The organism is Micromonospora sp. NPDC005203, assembly GCF_042872705.1.
Lineage (GTDB): Bacteria > Actinomycetota > Actinomycetes > Mycobacteriales > Micromonosporaceae > Micromonospora.
In genome coordinates, this window is record NZ_JBIAKV010000002.1 from 944,378 (window position 1) to 963,704 (window position 19,327).

At 71.4% G+C, this 19,327-nt stretch carries 18 protein-coding genes; 15 read left to right on the plus strand and 3 right to left on the minus strand.

Annotated elements, in window-relative coordinates; translation table 11 throughout:
• Positions 1–29: 29 nt before the first annotated feature.
• Positions 30–2,204: a transcription termination factor Rho gene (rho, locus tag ACFYPM_RS09685; RefSeq protein ID WP_387193179.1), complete on the plus strand. Its 2,175-nt coding sequence runs from the start codon at positions 30–32 to the stop codon at positions 2,202–2,204.
• 239 nt (positions 2,205–2,443) lie between these two features.
• On the opposite strand, the gene ACFYPM_RS09690 is transcribed toward rho, so the two are convergent.
• On the minus strand, positions 2,444–3,340 hold the full coding sequence (locus ACFYPM_RS09690) for an AAA family ATPase (protein WP_387193182.1): 897 nt from the start codon (positions 3,338–3,340) through the stop codon (positions 2,444–2,446).
• Between the two features lie 273 nt (positions 3,341–3,613).
• Here ACFYPM_RS09690 and rpmE point away from each other — a divergent pair, with 273 nt between their 5' ends.
• Positions 3,614–3,838, plus strand: a complete 225-nt coding sequence (gene rpmE / locus ACFYPM_RS09695) for a 50S ribosomal protein L31 (protein ID WP_355008073.1) — start codon at positions 3,614–3,616, stop codon at positions 3,836–3,838.
• 124 nt (positions 3,839–3,962) lie between these two features.
• On the plus strand, positions 3,963–5,051 hold the full coding sequence (gene prfA / locus ACFYPM_RS09700) for a peptide chain release factor 1 (protein ID WP_387193185.1): 1,089 nt from the start codon (positions 3,963–3,965) through the stop codon (positions 5,049–5,051).
• Between the two features lie 35 nt (positions 5,052–5,086).
• Here the strand turns inward: prfA and ACFYPM_RS09705 are convergent, their stop codons facing one another.
• Positions 5,087–6,634, minus strand: coding sequence for a diguanylate cyclase domain-containing protein (locus ACFYPM_RS09705; protein WP_387193188.1), 1,548 nt, complete (start codon positions 6,632–6,634; stop codon positions 5,087–5,089).
• A gap of 74 nt (positions 6,635–6,708) precedes the next feature.
• Between ACFYPM_RS09705 and prmC the strand changes: the two genes are divergently transcribed.
• The 4 genes from prmC (at position 6,709) to ACFYPM_RS09725 (ending at position 11,140) form a co-directional block, all read left to right on the plus strand.
• Positions 6,709–7,656, plus strand: a complete 948-nt coding sequence (gene prmC / locus ACFYPM_RS09710) for a peptide chain release factor N(5)-glutamine methyltransferase (protein ID WP_387193191.1) — start codon at positions 6,709–6,711, stop codon at positions 7,654–7,656.
• Positions 7,656–8,303 carry an L-threonylcarbamoyladenylate synthase gene (locus ACFYPM_RS09715; RefSeq protein WP_204945979.1) on the plus strand — a complete coding sequence of 216 codons (648 nt, stop codon included), beginning with the start codon at positions 7,656–7,658 and terminating at the stop codon, positions 8,301–8,303. The genes prmC and ACFYPM_RS09715 overlap by 1 nt, the downstream gene beginning before the upstream one ends.
• Positions 8,304–8,915 carry a phosphotyrosine protein phosphatase gene (locus ACFYPM_RS09720; RefSeq protein ID WP_387193194.1) on the plus strand — a complete coding sequence of 204 codons (612 nt, stop codon included), beginning with the start codon at positions 8,304–8,306 and terminating at the stop codon, positions 8,913–8,915.
• A gap of 110 nt (positions 8,916–9,025) precedes the next feature.
• The gene (locus ACFYPM_RS09725) at positions 9,026–11,140 is read left to right on the plus strand and encodes a transglycosylase domain-containing protein (protein ID WP_387193196.1); all 2,115 of its coding nucleotides are present in this window, start codon (positions 9,026–9,028) and stop codon (positions 11,138–11,140) included.
• Positions 11,141–11,406: 266 nt separating this feature from the next.
• Here the strand turns inward: ACFYPM_RS09725 and ACFYPM_RS09730 are convergent, their stop codons facing one another.
• A complete protein-coding gene (locus ACFYPM_RS09730; RefSeq protein ID WP_387193198.1) occupies positions 11,407–12,870 on the minus strand; it encodes an SDR family oxidoreductase in 1,464 nt (487 codons plus the stop codon).
• A gap of 35 nt (positions 12,871–12,905) precedes the next feature.
• Here ACFYPM_RS09730 and glyA point away from each other — a divergent pair, with 35 nt between their 5' ends.
• The 8 genes from glyA to atpA all read left to right on the plus strand — a co-directional run bounded on the left by glyA (position 12,906) and on the right by atpA (position 19,325).
• The gene (glyA, locus tag ACFYPM_RS09735) at positions 12,906–14,195 is read left to right on the plus strand and encodes a serine hydroxymethyltransferase (protein ID WP_387193201.1); all 1,290 of its coding nucleotides are present in this window, start codon (positions 12,906–12,908) and stop codon (positions 14,193–14,195) included.
• A complete protein-coding gene (locus ACFYPM_RS09740; protein WP_387193204.1) occupies positions 14,188–14,613 on the plus strand; it encodes a hypothetical protein in 426 nt (141 codons plus the stop codon). Before glyA ends, ACFYPM_RS09740 begins: the two co-directional genes overlap by 8 nt.
• Before the next feature lie 181 nt (positions 14,614–14,794).
• On the plus strand, positions 14,795–15,031 hold the full coding sequence (locus tag ACFYPM_RS09745; protein ID WP_357246376.1) for a hypothetical protein: 237 nt from the start codon (positions 14,795–14,797) through the stop codon (positions 15,029–15,031).
• Positions 15,032–15,042: 11 nt separating this feature from the next.
• A complete protein-coding gene (gene atpB, locus ACFYPM_RS09750) occupies positions 15,043–15,840 on the plus strand; it encodes a F0F1 ATP synthase subunit A (protein ID WP_387193208.1) in 798 nt (265 codons plus the stop codon).
• 63 nt (positions 15,841–15,903) lie between these two features.
• Entirely contained in the window at positions 15,904–16,146 is a 243-nt protein-coding gene (locus ACFYPM_RS09755; RefSeq protein WP_357246371.1) for an ATP synthase F0 subunit C, read from the plus strand.
• A 26-nt stretch (positions 16,147–16,172) separates the two neighbouring features.
• Entirely contained in the window at positions 16,173–16,712 is a 540-nt protein-coding gene (locus tag ACFYPM_RS09760) for a F0F1 ATP synthase subunit B (protein WP_387193211.1), read from the plus strand.
• Positions 16,712–17,533: a F0F1 ATP synthase subunit delta gene (locus ACFYPM_RS09765; RefSeq protein ID WP_387193214.1), complete on the plus strand. Its 822-nt coding sequence runs from the start codon at positions 16,712–16,714 to the stop codon at positions 17,531–17,533. Before ACFYPM_RS09760 ends, ACFYPM_RS09765 begins: the two co-directional genes overlap by 1 nt.
• A 139-nt stretch (positions 17,534–17,672) precedes the next feature.
• Positions 17,673–19,325, plus strand: a complete 1,653-nt coding sequence (atpA, locus tag ACFYPM_RS09770; protein WP_387193217.1) for a F0F1 ATP synthase subunit alpha — start codon at positions 17,673–17,675, stop codon at positions 19,323–19,325.
• The last annotated feature ends 2 nt before the right edge of the window (positions 19,326–19,327 follow it).

The window sequence follows — 19,327 nt, forward strand, 5'->3', positions numbered from 1 at the left end:
TCCCGGCCTTTATCGAGGGAAGGAATCCATTGAGCGACACCACCGACGTGACGTCGGATGTTTCCAACGTCGCTGGCGATGCCACCGCCGCCGCTCCCGCCCGTCGTCGGCGTAGCGGCACCGGTCTGTCGGCGATGCTGCTGCCAGAGCTGCAGAGCCTGGCTGCGTCGCTCGGCATCTCCGGCACGGCTCGCATGCGCAAGGGCGAGCTGATCGCCGCGATTTCCGAGCGGCAGGGCGGCAACGCCGCCGGGACCCCTCGACCGCGGGCCGAGGTCGCGGCCGCAGCAGCCCCGACCCGTGAGGGGGTGCGCGCCGAGGTGCGGGAGACCGCCGACCGGCCGGCCGCCGAAGGACGTGGCGCCGAGCCGGCAGCGGCTGAGCCAGCCCCCGAAACCGAGGGCCGTGGTCGCACCCGGCGGAGCCGGGCCGCAGCGGCGGAGACCCGTCCGGCTGAGGCGCGTTCGACCGAGACGGCACGTCCGACCGAGACGCGCACCGACGAGGCGGAAGCCGGCGACCGGGCCGACCGTGGCGAGAACCGCCGCGAGCGGGCCGAGCGTCCGGAACGCACCGAGCGGGCCGAGCGGGCCGAGCGCACTGACCGTCCGGAACGCACCGAGCGGGCCGAGCGCACCGAGCGGGCCGAGCGGGCCGAGCGGGCCGAGCGCACCGAGCGGGCCGAGCGCACCGACCGTCCGGAACGCACCGAGCGGGCCGAGCGTCCGGAACGGGCCGAGCGCACCGAGCGCGTGGACCGCACCGAGCGCGTGGACCGCACCGAGCGCAACGACCGGGGCGAGCGGGCCGAGCGCGGCGAGCGGAACGAGCGCACGGAGCGCTCCGACCGGGGCGAGCGCAACGAGCGCAACGACCGGGGCGACCGCAACGATCGTGGTCAGCGTGCCGAGCGTGTCGAACGGGACAACGACGACGATGACGGCGAGGGCGGTGGCCGGCGTGGCCGGCGCAGCCGTTTCCGGGACCGTCGCCGCGGGCGCGGTGAGCGCACCGAGACCGGCGCCGACACCGGTGGGCGTGAGCCGCAGGTCAGCGAGGACGACGTGCTTGTCCCGGTGGCCGGCATCATCGACGTGCTCGACAACTACGCCTTCGTGCGGACCACCGGCTACCTGGCCGGCCCGAACGACGTGTACGTCTCGATGTCCCAGATCAAGAAGTACGGCCTGCGCCGCGGTGACGCGATCACCGGTGCGGTGCGGGCGGCCCGCGAGGGCGGTAACAGCGGCGACCAGCGGCGCGACAAGTACAACCCGCTGATGCGGCTGGACACGATCAACGGGATGGAGCCGGAGGAGGCCCGGCGTCGTCCGGAGTTCTACAAGCTCACTCCGCTCTACCCGCAGGAGCGCCTGCGCCTGGAGACCGAGCCGCACATCCTGACCACCCGGGTCATCGACCTGGTCATGCCGATCGGCAAGGGCCAGCGGGCACTCATCCAGTCGCCGCCGAAGGCGGGTAAGACGATGGTGCTGCAGGCGATCGCGAACGCGATCACCCGCAACAACCCGGAGTGCCACCTGATGGTGGTGCTGGTGGACGAGCGGCCTGAAGAGGTCACCGACATGCAGCGGTCGATCAAGGGCGAGGTCATCGCGGCCACGTTCGACCGTCCGCCGCAGGACCACACCACGGTGGCCGAGCTGGCCATCGAGCGGGCCAAGCGCCTGGTCGAGCTTGGACACGACGTGGTCGTGCTGCTCGACTCGGTGACCCGGCTCGGTCGGTCGTACAACCTGGCAGCTCCGGCCAGCGGCCGGATCATGTCGGGTGGTATCGACTCCACGGCGCTCTACCCGCCGAAGCGCTTCCTCGGCGCGGCCCGCAACATCGAGAACGGCGGGTCGTTGACCATCATCGCCACGGCGCTGGTGGAGACCGGTTCCATGGCGGACACGGTCATCTTCGAGGAGTTCAAGGGCACCGGCAACGCGGAGCTGAAGCTGGACCGGAAGATCGCCGACAAGCGGACCTTCCCGGCCATCGACATCAACCCGTCCGGCACCCGGAAGGAAGAGGTCCTGCTCGCACCCGAGGAGCTGGCCATCATCCACAAGCTCCGGAAGGTGCTGCACTCGCTGGACTCGCAGGCGGCGATGGATCTCCTGCTGGACCGGCTCAAGCAGTCCCGTACCAACATCGAGTTCCTGATGCAGATCGCGAAGTCGACGCCGGGGGAGTAACCAGTCCCGGGTGATCGACGACGAGGGGCACGGCCGTCACGGCCGTGCCCCTTCGTCATGTCTCGCCAGGCGCCCGGCAGCACGCCCGGCCTGGCCCGATGGTGCACACGTTGCCCTTTGCTCTGCTTCAACCCACGCAACATCAAACGGCCAGCACTGTTGCGCCGGTTGAAGCAGAGCAAAGGTGGTGCAGAAGGGCTGGTCGGTCGGCATCGCGACGGCGAGTGCCAGCTCGCGGCTCAGAAGCCGCCGTCTGCCACCTGGAAGACGGTGAGGCCGAGGGCTCGCCACATCTGCACCACCTGGGCACGGTCGTCGAAGACGCCGGCCACCCGGTAACGGTCCCGGATCTCCCGGTCGTAGATCTCCCGCTTCACGACCGAGTCCTTCCGCGAGTCGCCGACGGTGCGCAGGTGCAGGCCGAGGTACGGCACCCGGACGTGCCGGTCCAGCCAGGCCTCGGTGTCCGCTCGGGCGGAGGCGTCCCGCCCGGAGCAGAAGACCACCCCGTACCCGGCGGCGTGCATCGCCCGGACCGCCGCGATCACCGCCGTGTTCGGCTCGTCCGCACTGACCCGCGTCATGTCGTACGGGCTGCGGGACACGGCCAGCGCGACGGTGCCGTCGATGTCCACCAGGACGATCTCCGGTGGCTCGGTCGACGGCGGGTGCACCACGGCGGGGCGTCCGGTGCGGGCCTGCGGCACCGGCAACGGCAGGGTCCGCCCCTCCAGGTACCGCTCGTGCAGCTGACGGATCGCGTCCGCGCCGACCTGGTCGGCAGGTGGGCGCGTGGCGTCGCGGCGCAGGCACTCGTCAAGTGGCACGTCGGTGAAGTCGTGCACCTCGAAATCAGCGCCGTGCCGGGCGGCCAGGTCGGCCCAGCCCCGCAGGGCCCGCGAGCGCAGGTTGGTGTCGTCCACGCAGACGTCCACCCGGGCCCGCAGCAACGCCTCGACCTGGGACCGCTGTGCGACGGTCACCTGGGCCTCGGCCCACTGGGTGAAGAGCCGTCCGCCGTGCAGCATCCGGCGCAGGTCGTCCCGGTTCACCCGGGCCACGGACGGCTGGAGGGTGCGGGCGAAGGTCGTCTTACCCGAGGCGGGCAGTCCGCGGGTGGCGATCAGGCGGGTCACCGGCATCCCTCCGGCTCGTGGGACGTACCCCCGGCGGGGTACGCGGCGGCGGACCGCCGGGTGGGCGAATGCCCGGCCGGGCGGCGGGAATGCGGGTGGGGGAGCACGTGTTGACGATGCCGGACGAGGTGTGCGGCCCGACTACCGGGTCGGCTCAGGCCCATGGCACACTTGTCAGTCGGCCACCGGTTCCGGTTCACGCCCGAGCCCGTCGTGTACGGCGCGACGAGTGATGACGGCGACCCGGCGACCACCAACGAGAGGACCGAGGCGATGAAGGCAAACATCCACCCGGAGTACGTGACCACCGAGGTCAGCTGCTCCTGTGGCAACACGTTCACGACCCGCAGCACCGCCAAGGGCGGCACGATCCACGCCGAGACCTGCAGCGCCTGCCACCCGTTCTACACCGGTAAGCAGCGCGTTCTCGACACCGCCGGCCGGGTCGCGAAGTTCCAGCAGAAGTACGCCAAGGTTCAGGCCAAGAAGGCCAAGTAACTCCTCGTTCGGCGCCCGCGTCCGGTTTTTCACCGGGCGCGGGCGCCGTCCGCGTTGTGCCCTGTTACGCAGCCGGCGGCCTTCGGCCCGGCCGGCTTCGCACCGTCGAAGGAGCATCCGCAGCATGAGCAGCGAGCGTCTGGCCGCCCTCCTCGACGAGTACGCGACGCTGGAGAAGCGGTTGGCCGATCCGGCCATCCACGCCGACCAGGCCACCGCGCGCAGGGTGGGTCGCCGCTACGCGGAGCTGGTGCCCCTGCACAAGGCCGCCGCCGAGCTGGAGCAGACCCGAGCCGACCTGTCCGCGGCTCGTGAGTTGGCTGCCGAGGACCCGTCCTTCGCGGGCGAGGCGGAGTCCATCGCCGGATCCGTGCCGATGCTGGAGGAGCGCCTCGCCGAGCTGCTCATTCCGCGTGACCCGCACGACGCCAAGGACGTGATCGTCGAGATCAAGGCCGGTGAGGGTGGCGAGGAGTCGGCTCTCTTCGCCGCTGACCTGCTGCGGATGTACACCCGCTACGCCGAGCGGCACGGCTGGCTCACCGAGGTGATCGACGCCCAGGATTCCGACCTCGGCGGGGTCAAGGACGTCTCGCTGGCGATCAAGACGAAGGGTGTGCCGGAGGGCGGCAACGGCGTCTGGTCGCGACTCAAGTGGGAGGGCGGTGTGCACCGGGTGCAGCGGGTCCCGGTCACCGAGTCGCAGGGCCGGATCCACACCAGCGCCGCCGGGGTGCTGGTGCTGCCCGAGGCCGAGGATGTCGACGTCACCCTCGACCAGAACGAGCTGCGCATCGACGTGTTCCGTTCGTCCGGCCCGGGTGGTCAGTCGGTGAACACCACCGACTCCGCGGTGCGGATCACCCACCTGCCGACCGGCATCGTCGTCTCCTGCCAGAACGAGAAGTCCCAGTTGCAGAACCGGGAGCAGGCCATGCGGATCCTGCGCGCCCGGCTGCTCGCCGCCGCGCAGGAGCAGGCCGACGCCGCCGCCTCGGACGCCCGCAAGGCGCAGGTGCGCACGGTCGACCGCTCGGAGCGGATCCGCACCTACAACTACCCGCAGAACCGGATCAGCGACCACCGGATCGGCTACACGGCGTACAACCTGGACCTGGCGCTCGCCGGCGACCTGGACGGGGTGCTGGACGCGCTCGCCGAGGCCGACCGCGCCGCCCGGCTCGCCGGCGACACCGAGTTGACCCGCCGCTGACCGCCGCCGCGCCCCGCCGCTGACCCGCCGGGCGATCAGCTCGCGCGGGGACGCGACTTGGCGCGGAGCATGGCCCGGTCGGCCTGCTCGAAGGCGACGCCGAGCGCGTCCCGCAGCCCTCCGCCGCCGGAGACCTCCGCGAAGCCGATGCTCACCCCGACCGGGGTCCCCGGCACCAGCGACTCCCAGTCTTCGAGTCGGACGGCGGCCTCGATCCGGCGGGCCACCTCGGCGGCCTCGCGCATGCCGGTGTCCGGCAGCACCACCACGAACTCGTCGCCGCCGTAGCGGGCCACGAAGTCGCCCCGGCGCATCACCCGGTTGATCACCCCGGCGATGCGTTGCAGCACCAGGTCGCCGGAGTGGTGCCCGTGGCGGGTGTTGACCGCCTTGAAGCCGTCCAGGTCGCAGACAGCGATCACCACCCGGTCGCCCCGGGTGACCACCGCGGTGATGTAGCGCTCCAATCGGCGGCGGTTGGGCAGCCCGGTGAGCGGGTCGGTCAACGCCTCGCCCTCGAACCGTGCCGCCTCGCGGCGCATCTCCTCGTGGTCGATCCGGGCGGCGATGCCGTCGATGTAGACGTCGCGCAGCCGATCATTGCGTTGGGCGGCGAGCCGGAACGCCAGCCGGTCGGCCCGGTGCGCCGCCGCGTGGTCGCCGGCACGGGCCAGCGCGATGCTGCGCAGTCGGGCCGGCTCGGCCGCCCCGAGCGTCTCGTTGGAGACCTGGACGGTGTCCAGTCGGGCGACCGCCTCGATCGGCCGGCCGTCGGCGACGGCGAGGCACACCTGCCCGAGCTGACGCAGGTCGCGAGCGCGGGAGCTGTCCCCTCCGTGGCTGATCAGGCGGGCCGGTTCGGCTTTCCCGTCGGTCTCCACCCGGTCGCCGAGCGCGGCCTGCCGGGCCGCCGCGTAGCCGTATGCGGCGAGGCTGCTCGGGCGCAGCCGCCCGGCCCGCCCGGAGCCGATGAAGCGGGCCAGGTCGGCGGCCACGTCCCGGAGCACCCGCAGGCAGCCGTCGCTGTCGCCGTTGTGGTCCAGTGCCACGGCGTTGCGCAGTCGGATGCCCGGCGCGGCGAACGTCTCCTCTCCGATCCCGGCGGTGAGACCGAGTTGCCGGGCTCGTTCGATGGCCCCCAGGGCGTATCCGTGGAAGCTGAGGTAGCTGTACGCCATGGCCAGGTCGTGCCAGCCCCAGGCGGTGTCCCGGTCCGGGTCCTCGACGGCGCCCAGCGCGCGGGCGGCTCGGACGAGGTGCGTGACAGAGCGGTCCAGTGCGCCCTGGTGGTGTGCGGCGAGGGCGGCGAGCGCGTTGAGGTGCCCGTGCAGGTAGGGCTCGGCGAGATCGCGGACGGCCGCCGACGCCTCCTCGATGGCCCGGGTGAACTCCGCCGTCCGACCGAGATTGATCAGGGCGGAGAGGCGCTGCACCATCGCGTCCGCCCGCGCCGCCGGATCGGTGGTGGTGCGGATCACACGTTCGAGCAGGACGTACGACTCTGCGGAGCGACTGGCCTCCTGCAGCGCCCGGGCGCGCGTGAGGAAGTCAACCTGGTCATCGACCCGGTCGAGCCACCCCACCCGCCGACCCCCTGTCGTGTGCGCCGCGCGCGCACTCGTTGGTCGCGCTGCCCGCGACGCATCATGATTGTCGCGTGACCACTCTGCCGCAACACCCCCCCGAAGGGACAGGCCCCACCCGCCCGTCCGCCGCGGTGGCTCGGGTGGCCCGCGCGCTCGCCGCCGCCGGGGTCGGCTCGGCCCGGGCGGAGGCGGAGGTGCTGGCTGCGTACGTGCTGGGGGTCTCCCGAGGCCGGCTGGCTCTCGCCGACGACCTGAACGAGGAGCAGTTGGCGCGGCTCGACGAGCTGACGCGCCGTCGGGCCGCGCGGGTGCCGTTGCAGCATCTGACCGGCCGGGCCGGGTTCCGGCACCTCGACCTGTCGGTCGGGCCGGGTGTGTTCGTGCCTCGGCCGGAGACCGAGCTGCTGGCCGGCTGGGGTGTCGAGCAGGCCCGGGGCCGCACCGACCCGGTGGTGGTCGACCTCTGCAGCGGCTCGGGGGCGATCGCGCTGGCGGTTGCTCAGGAGTTGCCCGGCGCGCGGGTGATCGCGGTGGAGCGGTCCCCGCGGGCGCTGGCCTGGTTGCGGCGCAACGCGGCGGAGCGGGCCGCGTCGGGAGACCGGCCGATCGAGGTGGTCGAGGCGGACGTGACCGCGCCGGACCTGCTGGCGTCCCTGGTGGGCTCGGTGGACGTGCTGCTCTGCAACCCGCCGTACGTGCCGGACGACGTGGTGGTCGCGCCGGAGGTGGCCGGGCACGACCCCGCGGAGGCGGTCTTCGGCGGCGCGGACGGCCTGACGGTGATCCGGCCGGTCGTCAGCCGCGCGGCGGTGCTGCTGCGCGCGGGCGGCGTTCTCGGGGTGGAGCACGACGACACCCACGGCGCGGCGGTCCCCGCGCTGCTTGCCGCCGACGGCGGCTTCACCGCTGTCACGGCGCATCTGGACCTCACCGGACGTCCCCGTTACGCCACCGCGTCCCGACGGGCGGACGGCCAGCACGCCCCGATCGGGGCGGCGTGGCAGACTGACTCCTCGTGATGCTCTACGACTGCCGATCGCCCGCCGATCGGGACCGCGGCATCGCTGCGGCCATCGAGGCGGTCAAGAACGGCGAGCTTGTCGTCCTCCCGACGGACACCGTCTACGGGATCGGCGCGGACGCGTTCACCCCGTACGCGGTCAAGGCCCTGCTGGATGCCAAGGGCCGGGGTCGGCAGATGCCGCCGCCGGTGCTGATCGGCTCGCGGCACACCCTGGACGGGTTGGTCTTCTCGCTGCCCACCGCAGCCCGGGACCTGGTGGAGGCGTTCTGGCCGGGTGCGCTGACGATCGTGGTCGAGCACTCGCCGAGCCTCCAGTGGGACCTGGGCGACAAGACCGGCACGGTGGCGGTGCGGATGCCGCTGCACCCGGTGGCGCTCGAGGTGCTGCGGGAGACCGGCCCGATGGCGGTCTCGTCGGCCAACAAGACCGGCCAGCCCGCCGCGGTGACCGCCGAGGAGGCACGGGACCAGCTCAGCTACTCGGTGCGGGCCTACCTGGAGGCCGGGCCGTGCCCAGATCCGGTGCCCAGCACGATCGTGGATCTGACCGGTGAGGTGCCGCAACTGCTGCGGGCCGGGGCGATCCCGTTGGAGAAGCTGCGCGACGTCGTTCCGGACCTCGTCGACGGTCGGGGGGTCTGAGTGCCCCCGTTCACGGTCCTGCATGTCTGCATGGGCAACATCTGCCGCTCTCCGATGGCGGAGCGGCTGCTCGCTCTGGCGGTGCGGGAGCGGTTGACGCGGCGTGCGCAGGACCCGGCCGAGGCCGACGGTTTGCTGCACAGCCACAGCGCCGGCACGGGTGGTTGGCACGCGGGCGAGGAGATGAATCCGCCGGCGGCCCGGCAGGTCACCAGCCGTGGTGGGGACGTCGAGGGGTTCGCCGCGCGCAAGCTGCGCTCGGACCACATCGACGCCGCCGACCTGGTGCTGACCGCCACCGCCGACCAGCAGGAGTACGTGGTGGCGTTGCGGCCGGACGCGGCGGCCCGCACGTTCGTGCTGGGTGAGTTCGGTCGGCTGCTGGCCGCGGTGGACGCCGCCGCGTTGCCGCCGGGTGACGCGACCCCGGAGGCCGTGTACGCCCGGGGGGTGGCCCTGGTGGCAGCGGCTCACGACGCCCGGTTGGGCGCCTCGGCGTTGACGACGGACGATCTGGACGACCCGTGGGGCCGTGGTGACCAGTGCTTCAGTCGGGTCGCCGACGAGATCGAGGAGACGGTTCACCCGCTGGCCGGCGCGCTGCTGCCCTGATTGAGCGCGGTGCGAGTTTCCTCCGGGTTTGGGGAAAACCCGGGGCGAAGGCGGCGTTCCGGGTCATTCTGAACGGGTCCTAGCGTGACCGGCTCCTGCGGGGAGAGCTGATGATCCGGGCCCATCTCGACAAACTGCTGACCGTGGTGATCGCCGGAGTGCTGGCCGGGTTGGTGCTGGCCGCAGCCGCCCTGCCGGTGGCCCTGGTGTTCGGGATCGGCTTCAGCGCCCTGTCCACGCCGTACTCGGAACTGCCGAACACACTTCGTACGCCGCCCACCGCCCAGCGCTCCAACCTCTACGCCAACGACGGCACCACCCTGATCACCTCCTTCTACCAGGAGGACCGGGTGGACGTGCCGCTGCGTGAGGTGGCCCCGGTGATGCGCCAGGCGATCGTGGCCGCCGAGGACGTCCGGTTCTACCAGCACAGCGGAGTGGACCTGCGGGGCGTGGTGCGCGCCTTCACCGTCAACAAACGGGACGGGCAGACCCGGCAGGGCGCCTCCACGCTGACCATGCAGTACGTCCGCAACGTGCTCAGCAGCGACCCCCGGCTGACCGAGGCGCAGCGGGTGGCCGCGACCGAGGTCAGCACCGCCCGCAAGCTCCAGGAGATGCGCTACGCGCTCGCGCTGGAACGCGAGCTCGACAAGGAGGAGATCCTCACCCGTTACCTCAACATCGCCTACTTCGGTGCCGGGGCGTACGGCATTGCGGCGGCCAGCAAGCGCTACTTCTCCCGGTCCCCGGCCGAGTTGACCCTGGCCCAGGCGGCGCTGTTGGCCGGTCTGGTCCGGTCGCCGGACAGCGACGATCCGATCAACGGCGACGCCGACAGCGCGATGGCGCGGCGGTCGTACGTGTTGGAGCGGCTGGTGGAGTCGGGGCAGGTGCCGGCGGACACGGCGGCGGCGGCGCGGGCCGAGCCCTTGCAGCTACGGCCGAGCGAGACGCCCAACGACTGCACCGGGGTGCCCGAGGCGCACAACGACTGGGGATTCTTCTGCGACTGGTTCACCCGCTGGTGGAGCAGCCAGTCCGCGTTCGGGGCGTCCGCCGACGAGCGGCAACGCGCGCTGCGCCGGGGCGGGTTCTCGATCGTGTCGTCGCTGGACCCGGGGGTGCAGCGGGCCACCACCGAGCAGGTGCTGAAGATCTATCAGCCGTCGGCGGCCGAGGCGGTGCCGACCGCGGTGGTGCAACCGGGCACGGGACGGGTGCTGGCGATGTCGGTGAACCGCGCCTACAGCGTGCGGGACAACCCGGTCGGGCAGAAGAACCGCCCGAACACGGTCAACCAGTTGATCGGCGGCGGCGGTGCGATCGAGGGGTACCAGGGCGGGTCGACGTTCAAACTCTTCACGATGCTTGCCGCGCTGGAGGCGGGCCTGCCGCTGTCGACCGACTTCGTGGCACCCACCCAGTTGCTCACCCGCTTCCCGGCGACCGGGGAGGCGAGTTGTGACGGCCGCTGGTGCCCTTCGAACGCCAGCCCGTCCGCGATGGATGGCCCCCGCACCATGTGGACCGGGTTCGGTCGGTCGGTGAACACGTACTTCGCCTGGCTGACCGAGAAGGTCGGCGCGGACCGGGTGGTGGAGATGGCCGAGCGACTCGGGATCGTGCTGCGGGCCGACGCCGACGCCCGACTGGCCCGCTACGACGCGAAGGACTGGGGTGCGTTCACCCTGGGCGTCGCCGCGACCACGCCGCTGGACCTGGCAGGCGCGTACGCCACGGTGGCGGCCGAGGGGACCTGGTGCGCGCCGCTGCCGGTGGTGTCGATCACCGACGCGGGTGGCCGCCCGGTCGACGCCGCCAAACCGGACTGCCGACAGGTGCTCGACGTCGACGTTGCGCGGGCGGCCACCGACGCGGCGCGCTGCCCGGTCGGCGACCAGTCGATGTACGGGCGCTGCGACGGTGCCACCGCAGCCGGCCTGCGGGCGCGGCTCGGCCGGCCGGTCGCGGGCAAGACCGGCAGTTCGGAACGGTACGAGACGGAGACGGTCGTCGCGTTCACCCCGCAGATCGCGGTCGCCTCGATGGCGGCGAACCCGGACGATCCCCGGGACGCGGTCGGTCAGGCCGTGCAGGCCCGAATGGTCGACGCGGTCGGCGAGGTGCTCTCCACCGCCCTGCGCGGTCAACCGGTACGCGACTTCGTCCCGCCGAGCGAACGAACCGCCTTCCAGTTCACCGGAGCCCGCACCGGCAACTAACCCCACCCCCCACCCCCACCCCAGCCCCCGCCCACCCCACCCACCCCCCACCCCGCCCACCCCGCCCCGCCCACCCCGCCCACCCCCGCCCACCCCCCACCCCGCCCGTGCCGATCTTGCACTTTGTGTCGCTGACTTGTTCACATATGCGGCTTTTGTCGCGACAGAAAGTGCAAGATCGCGGGTGCGGGTGCGGGTGCGGGTGCGGGTGCGGGTGGGGTGGGGTTGGGGTGGGGGTGGGGGTGGGGTTGGGGTTGGGGGGTGGGTTAGGGGGCTTGTTCGGCGTTGCGGGCGATGTTGCGGGCCATGCCGCCGAAGACCACCGCGTGGAACGGGGCCACCGACTTCCAGTAGGCGTGCCCCGGCAGGCCGCGGGGCAGGAAGACGGCACGTTGCTGGTAGCGGCTGCGGCCGCCCTCGGTGGGGAGCACCCGCATCTCCAGCCAGGCCCGGCCGGGCAGCCGCATCTCCGCGCGCAGTCGCAGCAACTCGCCGGGGACGATCTCCTCGACCCGCCAGAAGTCCAACGCCTCACCGACCTGGAGGCGGTGTGGGTCGCGTCGGCCCCGACGGAGACCGACCCCGCCGACCAGGCGGTCCAACCAGCCGCGCACCGACCAGGCGAGCGGGAACGAGTACCAGCCGTGTTCGCCGCCGACTCCCTCGATGACCCGCCAGAGCGCCGCCGGTGGGGCGTCCACCGCCCGCTCGCGGACGTCGGTGTAGACGCTGCCACCGGACCACTCCGGGTCGCTGGGCAGCGGCTCGGCGGGCGAATCCGGGCCGCTCGCGGTCGACCAGCGAGTCTCCACCTGGGCGTCCCGGACCTTGGCGAGCGCGAGCGCCACCGCGTCGTCGAAGCCGGTCAGCCCGCCGGACGGGTCGGGTAGGTACCTGGCGATGTCGTGTTCGCGCGCGACCGCCTCGTGGATCAGGCTCTCCACCAGGGGGCGGGCGATCGCGTTCGGCACCGGGGTGATCAGACCGACCCAGTGCGAGGAGAGCGACGGGGTGAGCGGGCGGACCGGCACGATGATCCGCCGGCGCAGGCCGGCCACCCGGGCGTAGCGCTGCATCATCTCGCGGAAGGTGAGCACGTCCGGTCCGCCGATGTCGAAGCCCCGGTTGACCTCCGGCGGCAGCGCTACGCAGCCGGCCAGGTAGCGCAGCACGTCGCGGACCGCGATGGGCTGGATCCGGTTGCGGACCCAGCGCGGAGTGATCATGGCGGGCAGCCGCTCGGTCAGGTACCGCAGCATCTCGAACGACGCCGAGCCGGACCCGATGATCACCGCGGCCCGCAGCACCGCCGTGGGCACCCCGCTGGCCAGCAGGATCCGGCCCACCTCGGCCCGGGACCGCAGGTGCGGGGAGGGGACCTCCGCGTCGGACGCCGGCTCCGGGCCACCCAGGTAGACGATCCGGCGTACGCCGGCCGCGCGGGCCGCCGCCGCGAAGTTCGTCGCCGCTGTCCGGTCGGCGGCCTCGAAGTCTCCCCGGCCGAGGGAGTGCACCAGGAAGTAGGCGACGTCCACATCGGCGAAGGCGGCGGGCAACGTGTCCGGCCGGCTCAGGTCCCCTTCGACGATCTCGGCCGCCGAGGCCCAGGGCACATCGCGCAGTCGGACCGCCTTGCGGGCCAGGCACCGCACGGTGTGTCCCTCGGCGAGCAGTAGCGGCGTCAGCCGCCCGCCGATGTATCCGGTCGCTCCGGTGACGAGGCATCTCACGAGGTCCAGTCTGCGGCCCCCTAGACTCGTTCGCTGTGGAGACCGAGACGAGCACCTTCTGGGGACCGGATTTCGCCCAGCTCAGGGCCACCGACCCGGAGATCGCCGGGGTGGTCCTCGGCGAGCTGGACCGGTTGCGGGGCGGCCTGCAGCTCATCGCCAGCGAAAACCTGACCTCGCCGGCGGTGTTGGCCGCGCTCGGCTCGACGCTCACCAACAAGTACGCCGAGGGCTACCCGGGCCGGCGCTACTACGGGGGCTGCGCCGAGGTGGACCGGGCCGAGGAGATCGGCATCGCCCGGGCCAAGGAGCTCTTCGGGGCCGAGCACGCCAACCTTCAGCCACATTCCGGGGCGAGCGCCAACCTGGCCGCGTACGCCGCGCTGGTCCAGCCGGGAGACACGGTGCTGGCGATGGACCTGCCGCACGGTGGGCACCTCACCCACGGCAGCCGGGTGAACTTCTCCGGCAAGTGGTTCCACCCGGTCGGTTATCCGGTCCGGCCGGACACCGAGCGGATCGACTACGACGAGGTACGGGACCTGGCCCGGGCGCACCGACCCAAGCTGATCATCTGTGGTGCCACCGCGTACCCCCGGCTGATCGACTTCGCCCGGTTCCGGGAGATCGCCGACGAGGTCGGCGCGTACCTGATGGTGGACGCCGCGCACTTCATCGGCCTGGTCGCCGGCCGGGCGATCCCGTCCCCGGTGCCGTACGCGGACGTCGTCTGCGCCACCACCCACAAGGTGCTGCGCGGCCCGCGCGGCGGCCTGATCCTCTGCCGTGAGTCGCTGGCGCAGCGGATCGACAAGGCGGTCTTCCCGTTCACCCAGGGCGGTCCGCTGATGCACGCGGTCGCGGCCAAGGCGGTCGCGCTGCGCGCGGCCGCCCAGCCGGAGTTCCAGACGTACGCCCGGCAGGTGGTCAGCAACGCCCAGGCGCTCGCGGCCGGGCTGGCCGACGAGGGGATGCGCCCGGTGTCCGGCGGCACCGACACCCACCTCGCCCTGATCGACCTGCGCGAGGTGGGAGTGACCGGCGCCGAGGCCGAGCGACGCTGCGACGCCGCGTCGATCACCCTGAACAAGAACGCCATCCCGTACGACCCGCAGCCGCCGATGGTGGCCTCCGGTCTGCGGGTGGGCACCCCGAGCGTCACCACCCAGGGCATGCGGGAGGGTGACCTGCGGCAGGTGGCCACCCTGATCGCCCGAGCGGTGCGCACCGACCCCGGCGCCCCGGGCGGGGTCGACGAGTTGACCCTGATCGGTGCCGAGGTGGCCGAGTTGGTCGCGGCGTTTCCGGCGTACCCCCGTGGCTGAGCCCGGGGTGGACGCGCCCGACACCGACCGGCGGTGGCGGCTGCGGCACCTGCCGGTCCTGTTGGCCGCGTCGGCGGCGCTGGCCGTGCTCGCCGCAGTGGTGGGCGGGGTGACCGGCGGTGGGACGGCCGCGCTCGGCGCGGCGGCCGGCGTGGGTGTCACGGTGCTCAGCTACACCCTCACCACAGTGGTGTTGGCGCGGGCCGACCAGGTCAACCCGCAGTTGCTGTTGCCGCTCGGCCTGGGCCTGTACGTGGTGAAGTTCAGCCTATTGGGTGCGGTGCTGGTGGCGGTGGCGTCGACCGGTTGGGCCGGTTTGATCCCTCTCTGCCTTGGCATCGTCGCCGGGGTGGCAGTGTGGACGGCGGTGCACCTCTGGTGGCTGACCACGGTGCACGCTCGTCGGCCGCACGGCTGACCTGGCGGTCGTCCCAACCAGCGGACGCGCCGCAATGTGTCGGCCTCCGGTCATTTTCCGACGGGCAGAAGGGGAGTAGCGTGCCCACAGACGACGGCGCCCACGAGAAGCCCACACAACGATGGTTGTGCGGGGGGTGAGGCACAGCCTCGTCTTCCCGGCTGATATCCTTCGCCCCGTCATGGCTGATGACCAAACCCCCCGTCCCCCCGGGCAACCGGACGACTATCCGTCCGGTGCCGGTCAGGGTTGGACCGCGCTGAGTTACCTCATCGGAGGCATGCTCGTGTGGGGTTTCATCGGCTGGCTGGTCGACCAGTGGCTGGACACCGGTGGCGTCGCCACCGGGATCGGCTTCGTGCTCGGCATGGCTGGGGGAGTCATCCTGGTCATCCGCCGACTCGGCACGCCTACTTAGGAAGGGACGCGGTGTTCGGACAGGCGAACGTCCTGGCAGCGGGCCAGGCAGAATTCCCACCTAGCAAGGAGGACTTCTACCTGCCCAGCATCCTGCCCTGGGGTGCGCACGACTCCTACTGGTTCACCAAGTTCACGTTGATGGTCTGGATCGCGGTCGGCGTTCTGATCATCTTCTTCCTGGCGACCTACCGGAACCCGAAGCTGGTGCCGACCAAGAAGCAGTGGTTCGCCGAGTCGATCTACGGCTTCGTGCGCAACAACATCTCGGTCGACATGATCGGTCACCAGGGCGTGCGGTTCGCCCCGTACTTCACGACGCTGTTCTGCTTCGTGCTGGTGACCAACGCGTTCGCGATCATTCCGTTCTTCCAGATCTCGCCGAACTCGCACATCGCCTTCCCGGCGATCCTCGCGGTGATCAGCTACGTGCTGTTCAACTACATCGGCATCCGGCACCACGGCTTCGGCAAATACTTCAAGCACGCCCTGATCCCGCCGGCACCGTGGTACATCCTGCCGCTGCTGATCCCGATCGAGGCGTTCTCGACCTTCATCATCCGGCCTTTCTCGCTGGCCGTTCGTCTCTTCGCGAACATGTTCGCCGGTCACATGCTCCTGCTGGTCTTCACGCTCGGCGGCTTCGCGATGATCAACGCCAACGCCTGGCTGGCACCGATCTCGGTGGTGTCCTGGGTGATGACCGTGGCGCTGACCCTTCTCGAAGCGCTGGTCATCGTCCTACAGGCCTACGTCTTCACGGTGCTGAGCGCCAGCTACATCCAGGGCGCGCTCGCCGAAGAGCACTGATCCACGCACCACCCGTTGTCGTCCCGCGTGAGAGACACGCGTGATAACCAGGAGGAACCACTAATGGATTACGTCGCCGCCGCAGAAGGTGTCGTTGGCAGCACCGCAGCCATCGGCTACGGCCTCGCGGCCATCGGCCCGGGCATCGGCGTTGGTCTGGTCTTCGCCGCCTACATCCAGTCGACCGCCCGCCAGCCCGAGTCGTCGCGGATGACCCTGCCGTACGTCTGGATCGGCTTCGCCGTCATCGAGGCGCTCGCGCTGTTCGGCATCGCCTTCGGCTTCATCTGGCAGGGAGAGCTCTAATCCGCTCGTCGACCGGGAGGTCACCCATGTACTTCCTCGCCGCTGAGGGTGGTGAGTCAGACCACAACCCGATCATCCCCATTCCCGAGGAGATCGTGGTCGGCGTTGTCGCCTTCGCCGTGCTCTGCTTCGTACTGATCAAGTTCGTCTTCCCCCGTATGGAGCAGACGTTCCAGGCCCGGGTCGACGCGATCGAGGGCGGCATCAAGCGCGCCGAGGCCGCTCAGGCCGAGGCGAACCAGCTGCTCGAGCAGTACCGTGCCCAGCTCGCTGAGGCCCGCACCGACGCCGCCAAGATCCGTGACGACGCGCGGGCCGACGCCGAGGGGATCCGACAGGACATCCTCGCCAAGGCGCGCGAAGAGTCCGACCGGGTCATCCAGGCGGGCAAGGACGCACTCGCCGCCGAGCGGGCCACCATCGTACGCGAGCTGCGCGCGGAGGTCGGCACGATCGCGGTGGACCTGGCCAGCAAGATCGTTGGCGAGTCGCTGGCCGACGAGGCGCGACGCAAGGGCACCGTCGACCGGTTCCTGAGCGGCCTCGAGAGCGCAGGGGCCCGCTGATGCAGGCCGCCAGCCGGGAGTCGTACAAGGCTGGGGCCGAGCGCCTCGACGAGTACGTCCGCGGCGCGGAGCCGTCGGCGGTGGCCTCCACCGCCGACGCCATCCTCTCCGTGGCGACCCTGCTGCGGCGTGAGCCGCGGCTGCGCCGGGCACTGTCCGAGCCGGCTCGTTCCGGCGAGGACCGCGGTGCCCTGCTCGGCGACATGCTGGGCGGGCGGATCGGCGCCGACGCGCTCGACCTGCTCGTGGCGTTGGTCTCCGGCCGCTGGTCGGCACCGTCGGAGTTGCTCGACGGCGCCGAGCGCCTCGGCGTGGAGGCGCTGCTCGCCAGCGCCGACAAGGCCGGCGAGCTGGGCGAGGTCGAGGACGAGCTGTTCCGCTTCGGCCAGCTCGTGGCCGGTCAGTCGGCGTTGAGCAACACGCTGGCCGACCCGGTCGCCCCGGTCGAGCAGCGGGCCACCCTGGCCCGGGAGCTACTCGCCGACAAGGCCCGCCCGGTCACCGTCCGCCTCGTCGAGGTGGCGCTCGGCGGGTTCGGGGGGCGCTCCTTCAACGGCGCGCTGACCCGGCTGGTGGAACTCGCCGCCGAGCGACGCGACCGGCAGGTGGCGTACGTGACCGTCGCGGCCCCGTTGAGTGACGACGACGAACGCCGACTGGGTGCGAGCCTCGCCGGGATATACGGTCGAGAGGTCTCCGTCAAGCAGACGGTCGACCCCCACGTCCTGGGTGGCGTGAGCGTGCGGGTCGGTTCCGACCTGTACGACGGCACCATCCTGCGCCGCCTCAACGAGACTCGCAACGCGCTCGCGAAGCGCTGAACGGCTTGCCGTCCAACGCTGAGCGGCTCCGCCGCCCAGCGTTGGAATGGGTTCACCGAGCAGCGCCCGGATTGACAGACGCCATTCGGACCGGTTGGTACTAGGTATCCCGGGCCCCTGAATTTTAAGGAAGCAGAGGATGGCCGAGCTGACCATCTCGACGGAGGAGATCCGCGGCGCCCTGGAGCGCTACGTCTCTTCCTACTCGTCCGACGTCTCCCGCGAGGAGGTCGGCACCGTCGCCGACACCGGCGACGGCATCGCCCACGTCGAGGGCCTGCCCTCGACCATGACCAACGAACTCCTGGAGTTCGAGGACGGCACGCTCGGCGTGGCGTTGAACCTCGACGTCCGGGAGATCGGTGTCGTCGTTCTCGGTGACTCCGCCAAGCTGGAGGAGGGGCAGCGCGTCAAGCGCACCGAGCGGGTTCTCTCCGTTCCGGTTGGCGACGCCTTCCTCGGCCGCGTGGTCGACGCCCTCGGCAAGCCGATCGACGGGCTCGGTGACATCGCCAACGAGGGCTTCCGCGAGCTGGAGCTGCAGGCTCCGAACGTGATGTCCCGCCAGTCGGTGTCCGAGCCGCTGCAGACCGGCATCAAGGCCATCGACGCGATGACCCCGATCGGTCGGGGCCAGCGGCAGCTGATCATCGGTGACCGCAAGACCGGTAAGACCACCGTCGCCCTGGACGCGATCCTCAACCAGCGGGACAACTGGCGCACCGGCGACCCGAAGAAGCAGGTCCGCTGCATCTACGTCGCGATCGGCCAGAAGGCCTCCACGATCGCCTCGATCAAGGGCCAGCTGGAAGAGGCCGGCGCGATGGAGTACACGACCATCGTGGCCTCCCCGGCGTCCGACCCGGCCGGCTTCAAGTACCTGGCCCCGTACACCGGCTCGTCCATCGGGCAGCACTGGATGTACGGCGGCAAGCACGTCCTGATCGTCTTCGACGACCTGAGCAAGCAGGCCGAGGCGTACCGGGCCGTGTCGCTGCTGCTGCGTCGCCCGCCGGGCCGCGAGGCGTACCCGGGTGACGTCTTCTACCTGCACTCCCGCCTGCTGGAGCGCTGCGCGAAGCTCTCCGACGAGCTGGGTGGCGGCTCGATGACCGGTCTGCCGATCATCGAGACGAAGGCCAACGACATCTCGGCCTTCATCCCGACCAACGTCATCTCGATCACCGACGGCCAGATTTTCCTGGAGACGGACCTGTTCAACCAGGGCGTCCGCCCGGCGATCAACGTCGGCACCTCGGTCTCCCGGGTCGGCGGCGCCGCCCAGGTGAAGCCGATGCGGAAGGTCGCCGGTTCGCTGCGGCTCAACCTCGCCCAGTACCGCGAGCTGGAGGCGTTCGCCGCCTTCGCCTCCGACCTGGACCGGGCCTCGCGCGCCCAGCTCGACCGCGGTGTACGCCTCGTCGAGCTGCTCAAGCAGCCGAACTACTCGCCGTTCCCGGTCGAGCAGGAGGTCGTCTCGGTCTGGGCCGGTGTCGAGGGCAAGCTGGACGACATCCCGGTGAGCGACGTCCGGCGTTTCGAGGCGGAGTTCCTCCAGTACCTGCGGCACAAGCACGAGGGTGTGCTGGCCAGCATCGCCGACAACCAGTGGGGCGACGACATCGTCGGTTCGCTGGACGCGGCGATCGCCGAGTTCAAGCAGGTCTTCCTCAACAAGGACGACGAGCGCAAGGTCAACGACGCGCCGGCCGCTCCGCTCGAGGGTGACGAGAACCGCGAGACGGTGACCCGCTTCCGCGACAGCGCGACCGACCGCCCGGCCGAGAGCTGATC